Below are 15012 nucleotides of genomic sequence, written 5' to 3' on the forward strand. Positions count from 1 at the left end.
GGCCCGCGCGCTCACCACGGACGCGCTGCTGCGCCTCGGCGCGCCCGCCGCGACGCTGCGCAAGGCGGCGGCGCTGCGGTCCGCCACGCTCGTCGCGCTGTTCGCCCCGCTGACGCTGTTGGTGGCCGAGCTGTCGGCCCTTCCGCTCGCCCGTTGAGGTCTCTCGAAAAAAATCTCCGCGGGCCGATGACTTCTGCGGGGACCCTCGGTCTAACCCCACGAACGCTACGGAACCGAATGGGAGAGGCCCACCATGTACCAGCAGATGATCTTCGTGAACCTGCCCGTCAACGACCTCGAGGCCTCGAAGAAGTTCTTCACGGAGCTCGGCTACTCGATCAACAAGCAGTTCAGCGACGAGACCGCCGCCTCCGTCGTGATCAGCGACACCATCGTGGCGATGCTCCTCACCAAGGAGAAGTACGCCTCCTTCACCAAGAAGGAGATCGCGGACGCGACGAAGACCAGCGAGGTGCTGCTCGCGCTGAGCGCGGAGACCCGCGAGAAGGTCGACGAGCTGGTCGACAAGGCGATCGCGGCGGGCGGCTCCCCGAGCGGCGAGACCCAGGACTACGGCTTCATGTACGGCCGCGCCTTCGACGACATCGACGGCCACACCTGGGAGGTCATTTGGATGGACCCGTCCGCGGTGGAGGGCTGAGAACACGACGGGCCTAGCATGGGCGGGTGCAGACCTCTCCCGCTCATGCCGTCCATCACGGTGACCGCGAGATCGAGACGCTCGAGGAGTTCGACGCGATCGTCTCGGCCCGCGGCACTCTCACCGGTTTCCGGGTCCAGTCCGTCGATCTGACCGACCGGACACGGGAGTTGCTGACCACGGACACCGCGGAGGCGGTGTTCCTGGGCTGCCGGATGCGCGCCGAGGCGGCGGAGAAGCTCCGCGCCGACGGCGCGCTCGTGCTTCCGCCGGTGCCGGGACTGCCCTTCGATCCCTACCGGGGTCATCTCTACTCCCCCGGCGACCTGTTCGCCTCGCTCGACAAGGGCTACGAGGCGACACCGGACGCCCTCGCCTACGCCTGGTTCCAGCGGACCAGGGCCGACGGCGACATCTTCGCCTCGATGCTGCGCGCCGTCCACGACGACTCCATGTCCGACGCCCTCGACGAACTCCTGCGCGGGGCACGGGTGGTGGGCGTGATGGGCGGGCACGCGATGGCCCGAGGCACCGAGCAGTACCGGGGTGCCGCCCGGCTGGGCCGCGCCCTGGCCCACGCCGGTTTCACGGTGGCGACGGGCGGCGGCCCCGGCGCGATGGAGGCGGCCAACCTCGGCGCGTACGCGGCCCCCTACGACGAGGCGATGCTGGACGAGGCCTGCGAACTCCTCGCCGCCACACCCTCGTTCACGCCCTCGGTCACCGACTGGGCCCGCGCCGCATTCGCGGTGCGCACCCGCTGGCCGGACGGCAACCACTCGGTCGGCATCCCGACCTGGTTCTACGGCCACGAGCCGCCCAACGCCTTCGCGTCGCACATCGCCAAGTACTTCGCCAACGCCACCCGCGAGGACGGCCTGCTGGCCCGCTGCACCGCGGGCGTGGTGTTTCTGCCGGGCGCGGCCGGCACCGTACAGGAGATATTCGACAACGCGACGCCCAACTACTACGAGTCGCGCGGGAAACCGACGCCCATGGTGCTGGTGGACCGGGCGCACTGGACGGAGAAGCTGCCGACCTGGCCGCTGCTGCAGGCGCTGGCGCGGGAGCGCTCGATGGAGGCGCGGATCGCCCTCGTGGACCGGATCGAGGAGGCGCCCGAGGCGTTGAAACGTCTGGGCGGTTAATAAGCAGGCAAAGCCGGGACCCGCGATCGGCATATGCGTTGACACTACTTATGTGACGCTTATAAACCTGGGTGCCATCCGGGAGAGCTGATGTCCGGTCAACTCTCCCTCCACCCCCCGCATGTGCGCATCCCAGTAAGGACAAACGTGACAGTTCTGTCCGTATTCCGTCGTACGGCCCCCCGCCGTACCGTCGCACGCACCGTGCGTGCTCTCGGAGTCGTCTCCGCGTCGGCCGCGCTCGCCCTCGGGGCCGCCGGCACCGCGGCGGCCTGCAGCATCGGCGATTTCTCGGCCGAGGCGAAGTGTGTCGGCGACAACGGTGTCATCACCGTCACCGACGTCGATCCCGCGGGCGTCCCGGCCACCGTCACCGTGTTCCTGGAGAACAACGGCGCCGATGTGAAGAAGATCGGCGAGAAGGTGGTCAAGGGCTCCCGCGAAGGCGTGACCATCACCTTCGAGGAGGACTGGAAGCCCAACGCCGAGTACCGCATCCACATCAAGGCCGAGCCCTATGTGGACGCGGACATCGAGCCGAACCTGACCACCCCGGCCACGGCGTGCAAGAAGCAGGACGAGCAGACCCCGAGCCCGACGCCCACCCCGTCGGACTCGGCCTCGACCCCGGCCGAGGAGCCCGGCACGCCCGCCCCGTCGGAGCCGGAGAGCTCCGCTCCCGCGGACACCGCGAGCAACGCCCCGTCGCCCGCGGTCGGCGAGTCCAACCTCGCCGAGACCGGCGCCGACTCGAACACCGGCCTGATCGCCGGCATCGCGGGCGCACTGGTCGTGATCGGCGGCGGCGCGGTCTTCCTGGCGATGCGACGCCGGGGAACCAACGGCGAACGCTGAGCCGTCGAGCCCCAGTCGGTGGCCCGTCCCTCCCGGGGGCGGGCCACTGTCCTGCGGCCGGGTCTCAGCCGAACGCCGTCCGCTCCAGCCAGAACTCCAGCACCTTCCGGTCGCCGATCACCTCGAGGTCCGGGGCGTCCAGCGGCAGGCGCCGGTAGAAGGCGAGCAGCACGGAGGTGAGCGGGCCGCGCAGGGCGACGGTCGCCTTGTCGTGTCCGCGGCGCCACAGCACACCCTCCTCACCGAGTTCGATCAGCCACTCGGCGTTCAGGCCGGGCGCGGTGTCGGTGGCGTGCAGATGGAGAGACGTGCCGGGCCGGCGCAGGTCCTTCGCGGGCCCGTCCGGCAGGACCCGCTGCACGAACCGCACGATCTCCAGCCACTCGTCCACCGCGTCGGCGGCCACGTCGGCGGCGACGGGCGCGAACGGCCGGCCCGCGGCGAGCGTGGCGTCCGCGTGGTGGACGACGAGCTCGTGGGTCATCCGCCGGGCCCAGAACCCCGAGGTGGGGATCCCGGACCACGACCACACCCGCGCGTCCGGCCCGGCGTCCCGCAGCGCGGCCACCAGCGCCGCCCCGGCCCCGGCCAGCCACGTGTCCAGCGCGGCGGCATCTGTGCGGCTCCCGGGCCCCTCGGTGCCCGGCACGTCAGCGATCGGGACCTCCTCCTGCGCCCGGGTGCGCACCAGCAGCTCCACCCAGAGCAGGGCCCGTCCCACGTGACGCACCAGCTGCTCCAGGGACCACTCCGGGCAGGTCGGCACGGTCGCCGAGACGTCGGCTCCGGAGGTCAGCAGGGTCCTGAACTGCCGTGTCCAGTGGGCGATTTCTTCGCAGTATCGGTCGTGGGAAAGCGTGGTCATGACGCTCACCCTACGAGCGCACCGATCACCCCAGCACGACGATTTCCGCCGCGTCGAACTCCACCCCCACCTCGTCACCGGTCTCCGGCGCCTCCCGCAGCGCGCAGGCCGCCTCCAGGCGCGGGGCGCCCTCCGGCTGGAGGTGGACGGCGACATGCGTGCCGCGGAAGGTACGGGCGGTGACCGTGCAGCGCAGTCCGGCGTCGGCGGCGACCAGACGGACACCGGCGGGCCTGATCAGGAGCGTGCGGGCGCCCTGCGGGGCGTCGGCGGGCACGGGGACCTTGCCCCAGGGGGTCACGGCGACCTCCGCGCCCACGGTCGCCTCGACGACGTTCTCGAAGCCGAGGAAGCGGGCGACGAACGCGTCCGCGGGCCGCTGCCACACCTGAAGCGGCGTACCGGACTGCGCGATCCGCCCGTCCCGCATCACCACCACCCTGTCGGCCAGCGCGAACGCCTCGCCCTGGTCGTGGGTCACCGCGAGCACGGTCGTGCCCAACCGCCCGAACAGCTCCCGCAGTTCGACGACCAGGCGTTCCCTGAGCGACCGGTCGAGCTGGCCGAGCGGCTCGTCCAGCATCAGCAGCCGCGGGCTCGGCGCGAGCGCGCGGGCCAGCGCCACCCGCTGCTGCTCGCCGCCGGAGAGGGCGGCGACGGCCCGTCCGCCCGCACCCGGCAGCCCGACGAGGTCCAGCAACTCCCCTACTCTCTCCCCCTGTTCGCCGCGCGAGGCGCCCCGCATCCGCAGCCCGAAGGCCACGTTGCCGGCCACATCCCGCTGCGGGAACAGCTGGTGGTCCTGGAACATCAGCCCGACCCCGCGCCGGTGGGCGGGCACGCCCGCCTGATCACTGCCGTCGAGCAGGATCCGCCCGGCGTCGAGCGGCTGGAGCCCGGCCACCGCCCGCAGCAGCGTCGACTTGCCGCTGCCGCTGGGCCCGAGGACGCACACGATCTCGTGCTCGGCGACCGACAGGTCCACCGCGTCCAGCGCCGCACGCCCTCCGAAGCGGACGGTCGCGCCCTCAAGGCTCAGCAGCATCTAGAACTCCCCGGTCCGGTCGGTCCGCAGCCGCTCCAGCACCAGCAGCGCCACCGCGCACACGATCATCAGCATCGTCGACAGGGCCATCGCCTGCCCGTAGTTGAGGTCCCCGGGCCGCCCCAGCAGCCGCGCCACCGCCACCGGCAGCGTCGGGTTGTCCGGCCGCGCGATGAACACCGTCGCCCCGAACTCCCCCAGCGACACCGCGAAGGCGAACCCGGCCGCGATCAGCAGCGCCCGCCGCACCATCGGCAGGTCCACCTCCCGCCACGCCCGCCACGGCGACGCCCCGAGCACCGCCGCCGCCTCCCGCAGCCGTACGTCCACGGCCCGCAGCACCGGCAGCATGGTCCGTACGACGAAGGGGACGCCCACCAGCGCCTGGGCGAGCGGCACCAGGATCCACGAGGACCGCAGGTCCAGCGGCGGCTCGTCGAGGGCGATGAGAAACCCGAAGCCGACCGTCACCGCGGACACCCCGAGCGGCAGCATCAGCAGCGCGTCGAAGCCGCGTACCAGCCGCCCCGCGTCCCGGCGGGTCAGCGCGACGGACGCGAGACCGCCGATCAGCACCGCGATGGCGGTGGCGGCGACCGCGTACTGGAGCGAGTTCACGACCGCCTCGATCGGCGCGACCAGGAACACCCCGCCGTCGTCCCGCGTCAGCGCCCGGTAGTAACCGAGGTCCGCCGCGCCGAGGGACCGTTCCACCAGCACCGCCAGCGGCAGCAGAAGCAGCACGGCGACGGTGGCGACGACCCCGCCGAGCAGCGCCCACTGCCCGGCGCCGCGCGGCCGGCGTGCGGTCACGGAGGCGTCAACCAGCCGCAGCGCGGTCTCCCGGCGCCGTACGGTCCAGGCGTGCAGGGCGAGGATCGCGCCCACGGCGACGAACTGGATCATCGTCAGCACGGCGGCCGTGGACAGGTCGAAGATCTCGGAGGTCTGCCGGTAGATCTCCACCTCGAGGGTGGAGAAGGTGGGCCCGCCGAGGATCTGCACGACGCCGAAGGAGGTGAAGGTGAACAGGAAGACCATCAGCGCGGCGGCGGCCACGGCGGGCGCGAGCGCGGGCAGGGTGACGGTCCGCCACGCGGTGAGGCGGGATGCGCCGAGCATCCGCGCGGCCTCCTCCTGCCGGGGGTCGAGCTGCGCCCACAGCCCGCCCACGGTCCGTACGACGACGGCGTAGTTGAAGAACACATGCGCGAGCAGGATCGCCCACACGGTGGTGTCCAGCCGTACGCCCCACCACGCGTCGAGGAGCCCTCCGCGCCCGACCAGCGCCATGAACGCGGTGCCCACGACGACGGTCGGCAGCACGAACGGCACAGTGACCACGGCCCGCAGCAGTTGCTTGCCGGGGAACTCGAAGCGGGCGAAGACGTACGCGCCGGGCAGCGCGATCAGCAGGGTCAGGGCGGTGGAGACGAGCGCCTGCCAGGTGGTGAACCACAGGACGTGCCGGATGTCCGGCTGGGCCAGCACGTCCCCGATCCGCCCGACCTGCCAGGCCCCGTCGACCTTGAGGCCGCGCGCGACGATCGCGGTGACGGGGTAGGCGAAGAAGACCGCGAAGAACGCGACGGGGGCGGCCATGAGGCCGAGCCGTGCCGCCGCCGCGCCCCTCGCGCGGGTGCTCGCCGGGGCGGCTACTTCAGTACGAGCGAGGTCCACGACTTGACCCACTGGTCACGGTTGTCGGCGATCTTCGCGGGGTCCATGGTCTCCGGATCCTCGGCCTGCGGGCCGTACTTCGTGAACTCCTCGGGCACCTGGGCGCCCTCGCGCACCGGGTACACGAACATGTTGAGCGGCATGTCGTCCTGGAACTGCTTGCTGATCAGGAAGTCCAGCAGCGCCTTGCCGCCCTCGGGGTTCTTGGCGTTGCTCAGCAGACCGGCGTACTCGACCTGCCGGAAGCAGGTGCCCTCGGCGACGCCGGTCGGCGCGGTCGCCGGCTTCGGGTCCGCGAAGATGACCTCGGCGGGCGGCGAGGAGGCGTACGACACGACGAGCGGCCGGTCGCCCTTCGCCTTCTTGCCGCCGGCGGAACCGGAGAACTCCTCGTTGTAGGCCTGCTCCCAGCCGTCGACGACCTTGACGCCGTTGGCCTTGAGCTTCTTCCAGTAGTCCTGCCAGCCGTCGTCGCCGTACTTGGCGGCCGTGCCGAGCAGGAAGCCGAGGCCGGGTGAGGAGGTGGAGACGTTCTCGGTGACGAGGAGGTTCTTGTACGCGGGCTTGATCAGGTCGTCGAAGGTCTTCGGCGGGGCGAGCTTGCGGTCGGCGAAGTACTTCTTGTCGTAGTTGACGCAGATGTCGCCGGTGTCGACGGGCGTGACCCGGTGCTGGTCCTCGTCGGCCCGGTACTCGGGGAGGACCAGGTCGGCGCCCTCGGCCTCGTACGGCTGGAACAGCCCGTTGTCGAGGGCGCGGGAGAGCAGGGTGTTGTCGACGCCGAAGAAGACGTCGCCCTGGGGGTTGTCCTTGGTCAGGATCGCCTTGTTGACGGCCTGCCCGGCGTCGCCGTCCTTGAGGACCTTCACCTTGTAGCCGGAACTCTTCTCGAAGGCGGCGATGACGTCCTTCGAGGCGGCCCACGAGTTGTGGCTGACGAGGGTCACGGTCTTGCTGTCCGCGGCCGACTGCTCGTCCGACGACCCGCACGCGGACAGCGTGACCAGGCCGAGCCCCGCCACCAGGACGGTGGCCTTCTTGGTGATGCTCACTGAATTCCTCCTGGGGTGACCAGGAAGAGACGCGGCCCTGCCCGGAACCTGTGGAAGAGGTCCCGGGCAGGGCGCAACAGCTCGAGTGATGACCGATCTCCCTACCCAGAATGACCTGGGCCAGGTTCGGAGGGTCTGCGGCCGGTGCCGCACTCTCAGCGCTGTGGCGCTCCCCTGTCGGAATATGAAGTTCGGATTTCCGCTTCGGATGAAGATGTACTGACGGGGTCAGGTTACCGCTCGGTGGCGGCGAGCTGACCACACGCCCCGTCGATCTCCTGGCCACGGGTGTCCCGGATGGTCACCGGCACACCGTGCGCGGCGATGGCCTCCACGAACGCCTTCTCGTCCTCGGGCCGGGAAGCCGTCCACTTGGAGCCGGGGGTGGGGTTCAGCGGGATGAGGTTGACGTGCACGGGCCGCCCCTTGAGCAGCCGCCCGAGCCGGTCACCGCGCCAGGCCTGGTCGTTGATGTCCCGGATGAGCGCGTACTCGATGGACAGCCGCCGGCCGGACTTGGCCGCGTACTCGAACCCGGCGTCGAGCACCTCGCGCACCTTCCACCGGGTGTTCACGGGGACGAGGGTGTCGCGCAGCTCGTTGTCGGGGGCGTGCAGCGAGATGGCGAGCCGGCACTTGAAGCCCTCGTCGGAGAACCGGTGGATCGCCGGCACGAGGCCCACCGTCGACACGGTGATCCCGCGCTGCGACAGCCCGAGCCCGTCCGGCTCGGGATCGGTGAGCCGCCGAATGGCCCCCACCACCCGCTTGTAGTTGGCGAGCGGCTCCCCCATGCCCATGAACACGATGTTGCTCAGCCGCGCGGGCCCGCCGGGCACCTCGCCGTCCCGGAGCGCCCGCATCCCGTCGACGATCTGGTGCACGATCTCCGCGGTGGACAGATTCCGGTCGAGCCCCGCCTGCCCGGTGGCGCAGAAGGGGCAGTTCATCCCACATCCGGCCTGCGAGCTGATGCACATGGTCACCCGGTCCGGGTACCGCATCAGCACGGACTCGACGAGCGTCCCGTCGAACAGCTTCCACAGCGTCTTGCGGGTGGTCCCCTGGTCCGTCGACAGATGCCGTACGACGGTCATCAGCTCGGGAAGCAACGCCTCCCGCAACCGCCCCCGCGAACCGGCCGGGATGTCCGTCCACTGCTCCGGATCATGCGCGTACCGAGCGAAGTAGTGCTGCGACAGCTGCTTGGCACGAAACGGCTTCTCACCGACCGCGACGACCGCCTCCTTGCGCTCGGCAGGCGAAAGATCAGCAAGATGCCGCGGCGGCAGCTTCGCTCCGCGCGGCGCGACAAAGGTAAGTTCTCCGGGCTTAGGCATGGCTCATCCAGTGTCGCAGATCCAACCGGGTGACCTGGGCGGCCGGCCCGGATGCCTGGCGCCGATGGCCGTCATGGGACGCCCCACTCCCTCGGGCGGCACCCGGAGGATCCGGTGACGGGTCCGGTCAGCGGACGGCCCGGGCCATCGCGTCGCGCAGTGTGGCCACCTCCCGCTCGACCACGCGGTAACGGTCGCCGATCTTGAACTCGGGCGTCGGAACGACCCGGCCCTCGTCCAGGGCGGTCAGCCGGTCGCCGAGTGCCGCGAGTTCCGCCTGCCAGCCGTACCAGCCCTCCGCGCCCTGCGCGGCGTGCAGTTCGCCCAGCGCGGCGCGCACGGCGGCGTGCACCCGCTCGCGCAGGGGGACCAGCTCCCCGCGCAAGCGCTCGGTCTTCACCCTGACCCCGGCGAGGGCCTGCGTCATGCCGACGAGTTCCTCGCCTGCTTCCGCCATGCCGTCGGCCTGCTCCACCAGCACCTCCAGCCACGGCAGTGCCGCGTCGATGCCGTTGCGCAGCTCGGCGACCGCGCGTTCCCGGTTGTCCAGGTACTGCTGGGACACGTCCTGCAGCTCACCGAGCGTCGAGAGAGCAGCCTCCAGTTGCCGGCTGATGGCGTCGACGGGCACGCCGTCCCGCCCGCCGAGCAGCGCCTGGACGGCTTCGATCTCGTCGGCCGTGGCGGTGACGAGTTCCATCAGCCCCTCATGGGCCCGGTCGGTCGATCCCAGAGTCTGCTCGACCGCCTCCAGGTTCGCGTCCACCCGCTCGCGTCTGGTGCGCTTACGCCCCCACATACACCCCACCCCTCCCGTGCACGACGATCACGGTACGGTGATCTTATGCCCGGAAGGGGTGGGTCAGGAGGGGCTGGGGAACGGTTGTTCAGGCGGACCCCACGAAGACCACGAGCAGCAGCCACACCACCGGCGCCGTCGGCAGGAGTGAGTCCAGGCGGTCCATGCTCTGCCCATGAGCCGCTACCGCGGCGCGGCGCCGTGGCCTAAACCTCAGCCCGAACCGACGAAGACCACCAGCAGCAGCCACACCACCGGCGCCGTCGGCAACAGGGAGTCCAGGCGGTCCATGATGCCGCCGTGGCCCGGGAGGAGGGTGCCCATGTCCTTGATGCCCAGGTCGCGCTTGATCATGGACTCGCCGAGGTCGCCCAGGGTCGCGCTGGCGGCGACCGCGAGGCCCAGCAGCAGGCCCTGCCACCACGTGCCGTCGTCGATCAGGAACTGCATGCACAGCGCGCCCACGACCATCGCGAAGGAGACCGCGCCCAGCAGGCCCTCACGGGTCTTGCCGGGGCTGATCCGCGGGGCGAGCTTGTGCTTGCCGAAGCGCCAGCCGACCGCGTACGCGCCGGTGTCGCTGACCACCGTCAGCAGCAGGAAGGTCAGCACGCGCCAGGCGCCGTCGTCCGCGGTGAGCATCATCGCGACGAACGTCGCCAGGAACGGCACGTAGAACGCGGCGAACACGCCCGCCGTGACGTCCTTGAGGTAGCCCTCGGGCGGCTCGGTCATCCGCCACACCAGCACCGCCAGCGCGGTCAGCGCCATGGCGATCCACGCGCCCTCGGCGCCCCGGGCGTACCCGGAGATCACCATGGCCGCACCGCCGAGCGCCAGCGGCACCAGCGGCGCCTTGATGCCCTTGCGCTCCTCAAGCCGCTTGGTCAGCTCCCACAGGCCCACCACCACGGCCACGGCGATCACACCGACGAAGACGGCCTTCACGACGAACAGCGACGCGACGATCACGGCGCCGAGGCCGACCCCGACCCCTATCGCCGCACCCAGGTCACGCCCGGCGCTCTTCTTCTGCGGCGGGGGCGCCGGCTGCGAGGCGTCGGAGGCGTCGGGCATGGGCTCCGGATTCTGCGGCACCTCCCCGGGGTGGGAGCGCGCCTGCGTCGTCTCGTCTCGGAACAGGGGGCCGCTCAGCCGAGCGGCCCCCCGGTCCACATCCTGGTCTCCGCCGTGCGCGGGCACGTCGGCCACATAGGGCAGGGGGTGAGTCTGCTGCGCGTTGTGCGCATCGTACGCGGGACCCGCCGGGGCAGCCCCCGGTACGGGCCCCTGGTCGGACGGCCCCCAGTACCCGGTCTGCGGCGGCGGCCCCCAGGAAGAGTCGTTCATCAGACCTCGAGCAGCTCTGCTTCCTTGTGCTTCAGGAGCTCGTCCACCTGGGCGACGTACTTGTGCGTGGTGTCGTCGAGCTCCTTCTCCGCGCGGCGGCCCTCGTCCTCGCCGATCTCGCCGTCCTTGATCAGCTTGTCGATGGCGTCCTTGGCCTTGCGGCGCACCGAGCGGATGGACACCTTGGCGTCCTCGCCCTTGCCCTTGGCGACCTTGATGTACTCGCGGCGGCGCTCCTCGGTGAGCTCGGGGAACACCACCCGGATGATGTTGCCGTCGTTGCTCGGGTTGACGCCCAGGTCGGAGTCGCGGATCGCCTGCTCGATGTTGCGCAGCGCGCTCTTGTCGAACGGCGTCACCACGGCCATGCGCGGCTCGGGCACGGAGAACGAGGCCAGCTGGTTGATCGGCGTCGGCGCGCCGTAGTAGTCGGCCACGATCTTGTTGAACATCGCCGGGTGCGCACGGCCGGTGCGGATCGCGGCGAAGTCCTCCTTGGCGACCACGACGGCCTTCTCCATCTTCTCCTCGGCCTCGAGGAGGGTCTCTTCGATCACCACTTGCTCCTGCGTGTCTTGAGTAGGCCCGGCTGCGGTTCCGTTGTCTCGGCGGCGGCCGGCTGCGTCGCGTCTTCTTTCTGCACGGTTCCCGACCGGCGGGACATTGTCCATCCCCCGGTCAGGGTGATCAGCCGTGGCTGACCTGGTCACCCACCAGCGTGCCGATCTTCTCACCCTTGACGGCGCGCGCGATATTGCCCTCCGCGAGCAGCTCGAAGACGACGATCGGGAGCTTGTTGTCGCGGCACAGCGTGACGGCCGTGGCGTCGGCGACCTTCAGATCGCGCGTGATGACCTCCCCGTAGCCGAGGTGGTCGAACTTCACCGCGTCGGGGTTGGTCTTCGGGTCGGAGTCGTAGACCCCGTCCACGCCGTTCTTGCCCATGAGCAGCGCCTCGGCGTCGATCTCCAGGGCGCGCTGGGCGGCGGTGGTGTCGGTGGAGAAGTACGGCATGCCCATACCGGCGCCGAAGATGACCACGCGGCCCTTCTCCAGGTGCCGCACGGCGCGCAGCGGGATGTAGGGCTCGGCGACCTGCCCCATGGTGATGGCGGTCTGCACGCGGCAGTCCACGCCCTCCTTCTCCAGGAAGTCCTGGAGGGCGAGGCAGTTCATCACGGTGCCGAGCATGCCCATGTAGTCGGAGCGGGCGCGGTCCATGCCGCGCACCTGCAGTTCGGCGCCGCGGAAGAAGTTGCCGCCGCCGATGACGATCGCGATCTGCGCGCCGTCGCGGACGACGGCCGCGATCTCGCGCGCGATGGCGTGCACCACGTCGGGGTCGACGCCCAGGCCCCCGCCACCGGAGAACGCCTCTCCGGACAGCTTCAGCAGAAACCGGCCGCGTACTTTGCCGTCGTCGCTCTTCTCAGCCTTGGTGGTCATGGTCGGATTCCGCCTCTTTCACGTGTTGCACATACGAGAAGGCCATTGCCGGTGGGGCGTGTTTCGCAACCCATGCGGCAATGGCCTCCTCGTCAGATCTGCTGTCGTCCGGCACGCGCGCGTGCGTGACGCCGAGTCCGGACGACTGCTGTCGACCCTATCGGGGTCGCGCGTCCGTCGCGGTACGGACTCAGATGCCGACCTTGATGCGCGTGAAGCGCTTCAGGGTGACACCGGCCTCGTCCAGCACCTTCTGGACGGACTTCTTGTTGTCCAGCGCGTAGGGCTGGCCGAGCAGCGTGGCGTCCTTGAAGAAGCCGTTGAGGCGACCCTCGACGATCTTCGGCAGGGCGGCCTCGGGCTTGCCCTCGGCGCGGGTGGTCTCCTCGGCGATGCGACGCTCGGCCTCGACGACCTCGGCCGGCACGTCCTCCTTGGAGAGGTACTTCGGCGCGAAGGCGGCGATGTGCTGGGCGACGCCCTTGGCGACCTCGGCGTTCGGCTTGTCGAGCTCGACCAGGACACCGATCTGCGGCGGCAGGTCGGGCATCGTGCGGTGCATGTACGCGGTGACGTAGCCGCCGGCGAACTGCGCGAAGCGGTCCAGGACGATCTTCTCGCCCAGGTTGGCGTTGGCCTCGTCCACGAACGCCTGGACGGTCTTGCCGGCCTCGATCTCGGAGGCGAGCAGGGCCTCGATGTCGGCCGGGGAGGTCTTCGCGACGTGCTCGGCGATGGCGTTGGCCACGGCCTGGAACTTCTCGCCCTTGGCGACGAAGTCCGTCTCGCACTTCAGCTCGACGAGGACACCGGAGGAGTTGTCGTCGGCGATGATCGAGACCACGGCGCCGTTCTCGGCGGAGCGGCCCTCGCGCTTGGCGACGCCCTTCTGGCCCTTGATGCGGAGCGCCTCGACGGCCTTGTCGACGTTGCCCTCGGCCTCGTCCAGCGCCTTCTTGCAGTCCATCATGCCGGCGCCGGTGAGCTCCCGGAGCTTCTTGACGTCGGCGGCGGTGTAGTTCGCCATGAGTCTGTGAGTCTTTCTCGAAGTCTGGAGGATCGAAGATCTGCGGCTATGCGCTCTACATCTGTATGCAGTGCGCCGACCGGCCGCTGACCTACGGGTGAACGGCGGGAGCGGACTTCATGTCACCCGCTCCCGCCGTCGACGCTGACGGACGGATCAGGCCTGCTGCTCGCCCTCGGCGACCTCGTCGGCGGCCTTCTCGGTGGCCTCGGCGACCGCGGCGTCGGGAGCCGGAGCCTCGGCGGCGGCCTCGACGGCCTGGTCGGCCTCGGCGGTCTTCTTCTCACCCTCGAGCAGGTCGCGCTCCCACTCGGCGAGCGGCTCACCGGCGGCCTTGTCACCCTTGCCGGCCTCGGCGACACCGGAGCGGGCCATCAGACCCTCGGCGACGGCGTCGGCGATCACGCGGGTGAGCAGGGTGACGGAGCGGATCGCGTCGTCGTTGCCCGGGATCTTGTAGTCGACCTCGTCGGGGTCGCAGTTGGTGTCGAGGATGGCGACGACCGGGATGTTGAGCTTCCGGGCCTCACCGACCGCGATGTGCTCCTTCTTGGTGTCCACGATCCAGACGGCGCTGGGCACCTTCTGCATCTCGCGGATACCGCCGAGGGTCTTCTCCAGCTTGGCCTTCTCGCGGGAGAGGACCAGGAGCTCCTTCTTGGTGAGGCCGGAGGCGGCCACGTCCTCGAAGTCGATCTGCTCGAGCTCCTTCAGGCGCTGCAGGCGCTTGTAGACGGTCGAGAAGTTGGTGAGCATGCCGCCCAGCCAGCGCTGGTTGACGTAGGGCATGCCGACGCGGGTGGCCTGCTCGGCGATGGCCTCCTGCGCCTGCTTCTTCGTGCCGACGAACATGACCGTGCCGCCGTGGGCGACGGTCTCCTTGACGAACTCGTAGGCGCGGTCGATGTACGACAGCGACTGGAGCAGGTCGATGATGTAGATGCCGTTGCGCTCGGTGAAGATGAAGCGCTTCATCTTCGGGTTCCAGCGACGGGTCTGGTGACCGAAGTGGACGCCGCTCTCCAGCAGCTCCCGCATCGTGACGACGGCCATGGCCGTTTCTCCTTGTGTTTCTCGGTTGTGCCGCGGGTGCCGGACGGCTCCCGCGCCTGACGCCCACGACGCGCCGTTGCCACGAAGGACCGAGGGGCGCTGACACCGGGGGACGGCCGTGACCGGTCCCGATGTCGGGGCGTGCGAAGTCGACCCGGTGGCCCGGGTCGCCACCAGAAGTGTACGGGACCCGCGGGGCACCGGGTGACGCCGTTGTCCACAACCGACCGCGGGTGCACAGGTCCCGGCCATGATCGGGCATCTCCGGGACGCTTGCGGCATGCGAGTGAGGCGAAGTGTGAGAGCGACGGTACGGCTGCTCCTGCTGCTGATCCTGACGTACGCGGTGCTGCTGGCGCCGCCTCCGGAGCGGCTGTCGGCGTCCGGGACGGGGGAGGCGAGCGAGGCGGTGCCCGACGGTGCGACGGCGAACGGGCCGCCGTCCGGGGCGGACCCGCGGGACAGGCCGCGGGTGGCGGACGGACGGGCGGGGCCACTTACGGCACATGTGCGGGCGGAACCGCACGGGACGGACGGACGGGCGGGGCCACTCAGGGCACATGTGCGGGCGGAACCGCACGGGGCGCACAGGCGGGACAGGCCGCGCGGGCCGCACGGGTCCGACGCGGCGGACAGTCGAGAGGAGGGAGGCGGGACGGGCGGGGTTCCGGCCGTCGGGCGGTCCTGGCCC

Annotated in this window: 14 protein-coding genes and 1 riboswitch; of the genes, 3 read left to right on the top strand and 11 right to left on the bottom strand. The window is 70.5% G+C overall.

The window, feature by feature from the left end; all coding sequences use genetic code 11:
- The first annotated feature begins 253 nt into the window (after positions 1 to 253).
- From N4P33_RS22535 to N4P33_RS22545, 3 genes are all read left to right on the top strand, one after another.
- Positions 254 to 661, top strand: coding sequence for a VOC family protein (locus tag N4P33_RS22535; protein ID WP_260828473.1), 408 nt, complete (start codon positions 254 to 256; stop codon positions 659 to 661).
- A gap of 26 nt (positions 662 to 687) precedes the next feature.
- Positions 688 to 1809: an LOG family protein gene (locus N4P33_RS22540; protein ID WP_260828474.1), complete on the top strand. Its 1122-nt coding sequence runs from the start codon at positions 688 to 690 to the stop codon at positions 1807 to 1809.
- Positions 1810 to 1956: 147 nt separating this feature from the next.
- Positions 1957 to 2664: an LAETG motif-containing sortase-dependent surface protein gene (locus N4P33_RS22545; protein WP_399029947.1), complete on the top strand. Its 708-nt coding sequence runs from the start codon at positions 1957 to 1959 to the stop codon at positions 2662 to 2664.
- A 64-nt stretch (positions 2665 to 2728) separates the two neighbouring features.
- Here the strand turns inward: N4P33_RS22545 and N4P33_RS22550 are convergent, their stop codons facing one another.
- From N4P33_RS22550 to rpsB, 11 genes are all read right to left on the bottom strand, one after another.
- The gene (locus N4P33_RS22550) at positions 2729 to 3529 is read right to left on the bottom strand and encodes a maleylpyruvate isomerase family mycothiol-dependent enzyme (protein WP_260828476.1); all 801 of its coding nucleotides are present in this window, start codon (positions 3527 to 3529) and stop codon (positions 2729 to 2731) included.
- Positions 3530 to 3554: 25 nt separating this feature from the next.
- A complete protein-coding gene (locus N4P33_RS22555; RefSeq protein WP_260828478.1) occupies positions 3555 to 4574 on the bottom strand; it encodes an ABC transporter ATP-binding protein in 1020 nt (339 codons plus the stop codon).
- Entirely contained in the window at positions 4575 to 6254 is a 1680-nt protein-coding gene (locus N4P33_RS22560) for an ABC transporter permease (RefSeq protein WP_399029949.1), read from the bottom strand.
- A complete protein-coding gene (locus tag N4P33_RS22565; protein WP_260828481.1) occupies positions 6230 to 7306 on the bottom strand; it encodes a thiamine ABC transporter substrate binding subunit in 1077 nt (358 codons plus the stop codon). The genes N4P33_RS22560 and N4P33_RS22565 overlap by 25 nt, the downstream gene beginning before the upstream one ends.
- An 80-nt stretch (positions 7307 to 7386) precedes the next feature.
- Positions 7387 to 7492: riboswitch (TPP riboswitch) on the bottom strand.
- Positions 7493 to 7539: 47 nt separating this feature from the next.
- The gene (rlmN, locus tag N4P33_RS22570) at positions 7540 to 8646 is read right to left on the bottom strand and encodes a 23S rRNA (adenine(2503)-C(2))-methyltransferase RlmN (RefSeq protein WP_260828482.1); all 1107 of its coding nucleotides are present in this window, start codon (positions 8644 to 8646) and stop codon (positions 7540 to 7542) included.
- Positions 8647 to 8773: 127 nt separating this feature from the next.
- Entirely contained in the window at positions 8774 to 9445 is a 672-nt protein-coding gene (locus tag N4P33_RS22575) for a hypothetical protein (RefSeq protein WP_260828483.1), read from the bottom strand.
- Positions 9446 to 9658: 213 nt separating this feature from the next.
- Entirely contained in the window at positions 9659 to 10795 is a 1137-nt protein-coding gene (locus tag N4P33_RS22580) for a phosphatidate cytidylyltransferase (protein WP_260828484.1), read from the bottom strand.
- Positions 10795 to 11352, bottom strand: a complete 558-nt coding sequence (gene frr, locus N4P33_RS22585) for a ribosome recycling factor (protein ID WP_055623354.1) — start codon at positions 11350 to 11352, stop codon at positions 10795 to 10797. The genes N4P33_RS22580 and frr overlap by 1 nt, the downstream gene beginning before the upstream one ends.
- Before the next feature lie 130 nt (positions 11353 to 11482).
- Complete coding sequence (pyrH, locus tag N4P33_RS22590; protein WP_260828486.1) at positions 11483 to 12241, bottom strand: UMP kinase; 759 nt, start codon at positions 12239 to 12241, stop codon at positions 11483 to 11485.
- Positions 12242 to 12431: 190 nt separating this feature from the next.
- Positions 12432 to 13268 carry a translation elongation factor Ts gene (gene tsf, locus N4P33_RS22595; RefSeq protein ID WP_260828487.1) on the bottom strand — a complete coding sequence of 279 codons (837 nt, stop codon included), beginning with the start codon at positions 13266 to 13268 and terminating at the stop codon, positions 12432 to 12434.
- Between the two features lie 156 nt (positions 13269 to 13424).
- A complete protein-coding gene (rpsB, locus tag N4P33_RS22600) occupies positions 13425 to 14321 on the bottom strand; it encodes a 30S ribosomal protein S2 (RefSeq protein ID WP_260828488.1) in 897 nt (298 codons plus the stop codon).
- Positions 14322 to 15012 lie beyond the last annotated feature (691 nt).

This window comes from Streptomyces sp. 15-116A, from assembly GCF_025290915.1.
Taxonomy (GTDB): Bacteria; Actinomycetota; Actinomycetes; order Streptomycetales; family Streptomycetaceae; genus Streptomyces.

Bases quoted from the DNA above. Each gene is read 5' to 3' on its own strand.
- tsf (WP_260828487.1), bottom strand. From the start codon at position 13,268: ATGGCGAACTACACCGCCGCCGACGTCAAGAAGCTCCGGGAGCTCACC.
- N4P33_RS22575 (WP_260828483.1), bottom strand. From the start codon at position 9,445: ATGTGGGGGCGTAAGCGCACCAGACGCGAGCGGGTGGACGCGAACCTG.
- N4P33_RS22580 (WP_260828484.1), bottom strand. From the start codon at position 10,795: ATGAACGACTCTTCCTGGGGGCCGCCGCCGCAGACCGGGTACTGGGGG.
- rpsB (WP_260828488.1), bottom strand. From the start codon at position 14,321: ATGGCCGTCGTCACGATGCGGGAGCTGCTGGAGAGCGGCGTCCACTTC.
- N4P33_RS22550 (WP_260828476.1), bottom strand. From the start codon at position 3,529: ATGACCACGCTTTCCCACGACCGATACTGCGAAGAAATCGCCCACTGG.
- N4P33_RS22535 (WP_260828473.1), top strand. From the start codon at position 254: ATGTACCAGCAGATGATCTTCGTGAACCTGCCCGTCAACGACCTCGAG.
- N4P33_RS22555 (WP_260828478.1), bottom strand. From the start codon at position 4,574: ATGCTGCTGAGCCTTGAGGGCGCGACCGTCCGCTTCGGAGGGCGTGCG.
- pyrH (WP_260828486.1), bottom strand. From the start codon at position 12,241: ATGACCACCAAGGCTGAGAAGAGCGACGACGGCAAAGTACGCGGCCGG.
- rlmN (WP_260828482.1), bottom strand. From the start codon at position 8,646: ATGCCTAAGCCCGGAGAACTTACCTTTGTCGCGCCGCGCGGAGCGAAG.